This is a genomic window from Rhodopirellula maiorica SM1, from assembly GCF_000346295.1.
Classification (GTDB): domain Bacteria; phylum Planctomycetota; class Planctomycetia; order Pirellulales; family Pirellulaceae; genus Novipirellula; species Novipirellula maiorica.
Window position 1 is genome coordinate 1 of record NZ_ANOG01000409.1, and the last position, 689, is coordinate 689.

Consider the following 689-nt stretch of genomic DNA (forward strand, 5'->3'; position numbering starts at 1 on the left):
ATCAGCGAAGCGACTGACGTGGTAAGTGTAGGCATCGAGATGCTTGCGCGTTTGAAAAGCGCAAGGCCATAATTTCACTTTATTCGTCACAACCGGACCACATGCAGGCACTTGCGACTGCGTGAAGGTGCGAGGCATGCTCATTCGTGCAATAAAGAAAACGCGTTTGGCCACGAAGCCAAACCATTGCTGTTCAAGGATGCAAGCGAACGGAGTCAATGAGTCAACGCCGCATCAAAACACACGTGCCCGACCCAAAGGGGTTAGGTTCAACGACAGAGCTGACCGGGCCGCCGCCAATCAGCGTTCCACTTGATTCTCACCCAACCGGCGGCTCCGGTCCAGCGTCTGGTTCTACCGCATTGTCGTGCGCCGATGGCTTTGCCCAGACAGCAAAAGCCGTTTCTGATGCAGCTTCTTACTTTTGTTGGTGTAGACGCTCCAGCTGCCACTTGGCCATGTCACTGACGTAATCCGACGGATCATCAGCAGCAGCCTCGATGACACTTAGTGCCGCCGGATTTCCGGAGTAACCCAGGGATGCAACGGCGGACCGACGCACCTGTTTATTGGAATCTTCCACAGCCAAGCGTTTTAGCAGGGCAAAGACCTCGGGGCGGTCCGAATAGCTTCCCAGGGAGCCAACTGCATTTTCCCTAAGTTTTTCATCCTGCGAATCAAGCAGCGTG

General features: G+C 54.6%; 1 protein-coding gene. It reads right to left on the reverse strand.

All coding sequences use genetic code 11. The features are described 5' to 3' along the window. Positions 1-418: 418 nt before the first annotated feature. On the reverse strand, positions 419-689 hold a 271-nt coding region (locus RMSM_RS13150), incomplete at its 5' end, for a HEAT repeat domain-containing protein (RefSeq protein ID WP_040766285.1).